Genomic DNA, 4,737 nt, shown 5'->3' with positions numbered 1-4,737 from the left:
ACACGCAAGCTGCAACTGACACCGGAGGGAACCAGCTTTTACGACAGCGGCCTGCGTATCCTTGCCGATCTTGATGCGGCGGAACGCGAGGCGGCCGCAGGCGCCGCGCCGCGCGGAAAGCTCAGGGTCAACTCCTATGTGCCGTTCGGCCAGCACCGGCTGATGGAATTGCTGCCGCGTTTCCTGGAGCGCTATCCCGAGATTTCCGTCGAAGCGGTGCTGACCGACAATGTCATCAACCTGTTGGAGGAGCGGGCCGATGTCGCCATACGCGCCGGACCGCTTAGCGAGTCGCGCCTGGTGGCGCGCAAGCTCGGCCAGAGCCGGATGGTGCTGGTTGCGTCCCGCGCCTATCTCGCAGCACGCGGCACGCCGCGCGCATTGTCCGACCTTGCCCGCCACAACATGCTCGCCTTCGGCTTCGCCAGGCATATCGACGGCTGGCCTTTCATTGATGCCGCGGGCAAATCGATCATCCTGCCGATCGTCGGGAACATGTCGCTGACCGATGGCGAAGCGATGCGGCTGACGACATTGGCCGGAGCGGGCATCGCAAGATTGGCGCGCTGGCATGTCGAGCCCGACATCGCCGCAGGGCGGCTCGTGCCGCTGCTGGAGACGTTCAATCCCGGCGACGAGGAGCCGACGCACGCCGTCTATGTCGGCCACGGCAAGCATCTGCCGGCGCGGGTGCGGGCCTTTCTCGACTTTCTCGCGGAAACTGTCCGGCTCTGAAATGGAAGAGCCGCGCTTAGACAGCGCGGCTCCCGAAAAAAACCAGCCTATTGGAGATAGATCACGCCTTCGGCACGAACGGCGCCGGACGCCGGCCGGCACTCTGCCGCTCAAGCATCCAGCCGGGATATTCGGCGGGCAGCGCGCTCACCTCGTCGAGCCTGGCAAGATCGTCGGCATCGAGCTGCAAGCCGGTAGCGGCGAGGTTCTGCTCGAGCTGGTCCATGCGGCTGGCGCCGATGAGGACGCTCATCACAAAAGGTTTTGCCAGCACGTAGCCAAGCGCCACGGTGGCAACGCTGACGTCATGCTTCTTCGCCACCTCGCGCATGACGGCGACCGCCGCCCAGGCGCGGTCTTCGTTGACCGGCGGGAAGTTGAAGGAGGCGCGGCGGCCCTCGCCATTGCCGGGAGCGCCAGGGCCGTATTTGCCGGAGAGCAGTCCGCCGGCCATCGGCGACCAGACCATCAGGCCGAGCTTCTCTTCGTTGATCAGCGGCACGATCTCGCGCTCGAGATCGCGGCCGGCGATCGAGTAATAGGACTGAATGGTCTCGAAACGGGCGAAGCCCTTGCGCTCGGCAATGCCCAGCGCCTTGGCGATGCGCCAGGCCTGCCAGTTGGAGACGCCGACATAGCGCACCTTGCCGCTGGCGACGAGATCGTCGAGCGCGCGCAGCGTCTCGTCGATCGGCGTCACCGTGTCGGTGCCATGCAACTGGTAGAGATCGATATGGTCGAGCTGCAGCCGCTTCAGGCTGCCGTCGACGGAATCCATGATGTGGCCGCGCGACGAGCCGCGCTCGTTCGGGCCGTTGCCCATCGCGCCATGCACCTTGGTGGCGATGATGACGTCCGAGCGCTTGATGCCGAGATCCTTGAGCGATTGTCCGAGCAATTGCTCGGACTGGCCGAAGGAATAGACATCCGCCGTGTCGAAGAAATTGACGCCGGCGGCGATCGAGCGGGCGACGATCTCGTTGACGCCCTTCTGGTCGAGACTGGCGATCAGCCCCCATTGGGCATTCTCGCCGGCGGCGCCGAACGTCATGGTGCCGAGGCAGAGTTCGGAAACGAAAAGGCCGGTATTGCCAAGCTGGTTGTAGCGCATGGTGGGATTCCCCGAGAGAAGGAGTGAGTGACCACAAGCAAATAGGAACGGGCCGTTTCGTTTCAAGCGCTGGCACAACCACGGTAGTCAACTTGGCGTGAAGTTGCCCGCCGGCGGATCCCAGAACGGTCAGACTTCCCAGGGATTGAGGACTGTAACGCCGACGCCCTCGAAGTCGGCGACGTTTCGCGTGACCAGGATCAGGTCGTGCACGAGGGCGGTCGCCGCGATAAGCGAGTCGGCGCTCCCCCGTGTGCGTCCCGCCGTTATGCGACCCCAGGCAAGAGCGACCTCCTCCGTGATCGCGAGAATGCGGTCCGTATTGTCTCTTCGAAGTTCTCGCAGCCAGATATCGAGCCGAGCCGCCCTTTCAGGGTCGATCTTACGCTGTTTGACGATTCCTCGCTCGATCTCACCCAGCGTAATGACACTAAGGTTGATCGACGCCGGATCAATCGAAGCTATCCAGGCAGTCGGCTTAGGCAACCGTCTTTGCACGTCCGACACGACGTTCGTGTCCAGCAGATACATCAGAGATCAATGTCCCGGATAATCGTGTCCGAGCGACGGGTGATTTCCTTGTCAAACTCCTCGTCCCAACCTGGACCGCTCAATAGGTACTCGACGAGCGATTTCTTCTTCCCGGCCAAGCGATCGTAGTCGTCTGCGGAGAGGACGACCGCGGCACGTTCGCCGCGAAGTGTCACGGTCTGCGGTCCCTCGGTTCGCGCCCGCTGGACCACTTTCGAGAAATTGTTCTTCGCGTCCTGAAGATGCCAGTTCATCTTGCTGCTCCTAGCTAGCTTGGCTAGATATAACGCGGTAGCCGCAGATATCAATCGATACCGGCGCAAGATACGGGGCGCAGGCTACCGGCTGCCGAAGATCGCCGATCCCACCCGGACGCTGGTCGCGCCGAAGGCGATCGCAGTCTCATAGTCGCCGGACATGCCCATCGACAGTTTTTCAACGCCGGCCTCGCGAGCGAGCTTTTCCAGCAGCGCGAAATGCGGGCCGGGGTTCTCATCGGCCGGGGGGATGCACATCAGGCCTTCGATGGCCAAGCCATGAACGTCGCGGCAGCGCTTGACGAAGGCGACCGCCTCGCGCGGCTCGATGCCTGCCTTTTGCGGCTCGGAGCCGGTGTTGACCTGGACATAGAGTCTTGGCGTCCGGCCTTGCCTGGTCATTTCCCTTGAAAGCTCCGCGGCGATCTTCTCGCGGTCGACGGTCTCGACGACGTCGAACAGCGCGACGGCTTCCTTGGCCTTGTTGGATTGGAGCGGGCCGATCAGATGCAGCTCCAGATCGGCAAATGCCTCCCTCAGCGCCGGCCATTTGCCCTGCGCTTCCTGCACGCGGTTCTCGCCGAAGACACGCTGGCCGGCCTCGATCACAGGGCGGATGTCCTCGGCCGCGAAGGTCTTCGACACCGCCACCAGGGTGACCGCGCCGGGCTCGCGCCTTGCCTCGCGCTCGGCGCTTGCTATCTTCGCCTTGACCGCGTGAAGCTGCTCTACGGCGTTCGTCATGCCACTATCCTGCCTATAGTTTTCATGGCCGGGCCGGCTCGCCGCAGTTGACGGGTCCGGCAATCCATGGTGAACACCGCGACGACATTGTCTCGGCTGCCGGCCTGGGCGTGTCGATATTCGGGCGATGCCGGCCTGCGAATGCCGGCCTGACCTGAATATCAACACACGCCTTAATCCAGCACCGCGCACCTGCTTTTAAGTGAAAAACATCCGATGGCAACCGAACGTTACAATCCGCGCACGTCAGAGCCCAAATGGCAGAAGGCCTGGGCCGAAAAGAAGCTGTTCGAGGCTCGCAACGACGATCCGAAGCCGAAATACTACGTGCTCGAGATGTTCCCCTATCCGTCGGGCAAGATCCATATCGGCCACACCCGCAACTACACGATGGGCGATGTGGTGGCGCGCTACAAGCGGGCCAAGGGCTTCAACGTGCTGCATCCGATGGGCTGGGACGCCTTCGGCATGCCTGCTGAAAACGCGGCCATGCAGAACAAGGTCCACCCCAAGGACTGGACCTACGAAAATATCGCCGTCATGCGCGAGCAGCTCAAGATGATGGGCCTGTCGCTCGACTGGGCGCGCGAGTTCGCGACCTGCGACGTCGACTACTATCACCGCCAGCAGATGCTGTTCCTTGACTTCGTCGAGAAGGGGCTGGTGACGCGCAAATCCTCCAAGGTCAACTGGGATCCGGAGGACATGACGGTGCTCGCCAACGAGCAGGTCATCGACGGCCGTGGCTGGCGCTCGGGGGCGTTGGTCGAGCAGCGCGAGCTGACGCAGTGGTTCTTCAAGATCACCGACTTCGCGCAGGATCTGCTGGATTCGCTCAACCTGCTCGAGGAGTGGCCGGAGAAGGTCAAGCTGATGCAGCACAACTGGATCGGCCGCTCCGAAGGCCTGCTGATCCGCTGGCCGTTGGCAAAACCGGTTGGCGACGCGCATGAGCTCGAAGTCTACACGACGAGGCCCGACACCATCTTCGGCGCTTCCTTCATGGCCGTCGCCGCCGACCATCCGCTGGCGAGGAAGGCCGCAGAGGAGAATGTCGAGCTGGCGAAGTTCATCGAGGAAGTCCGCCATATGGGCACCTCGGTGGCGGCGCTGGAGACGGCCGAAAAGAAGGGCTTCGACACCGGCATCCGCGTCGTCCACCCGTTCGACGAGAATTGGACGCTGCCGGTCTATGTCGCCAATTTCGTGCTGATGGAATATGGCACGGGCGCCATTTTCGGCTGCCCGTCGGGCGACCAGCGCGACCTCGATTTCGCCAACAAATACGGCCTGCCGGTGATCCCGGTGGTGATGCCCGAAGACGGCGACGCCAAGACCTTCCAGGTCATCGAGGAGGCC

The 4,737-nt window shown here is 62.9% G+C and carries 6 protein-coding genes; 2 read left to right on the top strand and 4 right to left on the bottom strand.

Features of this window, described 5'->3' with window-relative positions; translation table 11 throughout:
- Window positions 1-735, top strand: a 735-nt coding sequence (locus tag EOA27_RS22720) for a LysR substrate-binding domain-containing protein (protein ID WP_127257233.1), incomplete at its 5' end; no start/stop codon positions are given.
- 61 nt (window positions 736-796) lie between these two features.
- Here the strand turns inward: EOA27_RS22720 and EOA27_RS22715 are convergent.
- From EOA27_RS22715 to EOA27_RS22700, 4 genes are all read right to left on the bottom strand, one after another.
- The gene (locus EOA27_RS22715) at window positions 797-1,846 is read right to left on the bottom strand and encodes an aldo/keto reductase (protein ID WP_126080569.1); all 1,050 of its coding nucleotides are present in this window, start codon (window positions 1,844-1,846) and stop codon (window positions 797-799) included.
- A gap of 129 nt (window positions 1,847-1,975) precedes the next feature.
- A complete protein-coding gene (locus EOA27_RS22710; RefSeq protein WP_126080570.1) occupies window positions 1,976-2,377 on the bottom strand; it encodes a type II toxin-antitoxin system VapC family toxin in 402 nt (133 codons plus the stop codon).
- Complete coding sequence (locus EOA27_RS22705) at window positions 2,377-2,631, bottom strand: type II toxin-antitoxin system Phd/YefM family antitoxin (RefSeq protein ID WP_126080571.1); 255 nt, start codon at window positions 2,629-2,631, stop codon at window positions 2,377-2,379. The genes EOA27_RS22710 and EOA27_RS22705 overlap by 1 nt, the downstream gene beginning before the upstream one ends.
- Window positions 2,632-2,715: 84 nt before the next feature.
- The gene (locus EOA27_RS22700) at window positions 2,716-3,378 is read right to left on the bottom strand and encodes a YggS family pyridoxal phosphate-dependent enzyme (RefSeq protein ID WP_126080572.1); all 663 of its coding nucleotides are present in this window, start codon (window positions 3,376-3,378) and stop codon (window positions 2,716-2,718) included.
- Window positions 3,379-3,594: 216 nt separating this feature from the next.
- Between EOA27_RS22700 and EOA27_RS22695 the strand changes: the two genes are divergently transcribed.
- Window positions 3,595-4,737 (top strand): class I tRNA ligase family protein (locus tag EOA27_RS22695; protein ID WP_127257231.1); only part of this gene is annotated, 1,143 nt, incomplete at its 3' end.

Source organism: Mesorhizobium sp. M2A.F.Ca.ET.037.01.1.1, from assembly GCF_003998075.1.
Taxonomy (GTDB): domain Bacteria; phylum Pseudomonadota; class Alphaproteobacteria; order Rhizobiales; family Rhizobiaceae; genus Mesorhizobium.
Note: the sequence above shows the minus strand (reverse complement) of the source record. Positions and strands in the feature narration are given on the sequence as shown.

Bases quoted from the DNA above. Each gene is read 5' to 3' on its own strand.
- EOA27_RS22700 (WP_126080572.1), bottom strand. From the start codon at position 3,378: ATGACGAACGCCGTAGAGCAGCTTCACGCGGTCAAGGCGAAGATAGCA.
- EOA27_RS22705 (WP_126080571.1), bottom strand. From the start codon at position 2,631: ATGAACTGGCATCTTCAGGACGCGAAGAACAATTTCTCGAAAGTGGTC.
- EOA27_RS22715 (WP_126080569.1), bottom strand. From the start codon at position 1,846: ATGCGCTACAACCAGCTTGGCAATACCGGCCTTTTCGTTTCCGAACTC.
- EOA27_RS22710 (WP_126080570.1), bottom strand. From the start codon at position 2,377: ATGTATCTGCTGGACACGAACGTCGTGTCGGACGTGCAAAGACGGTTG.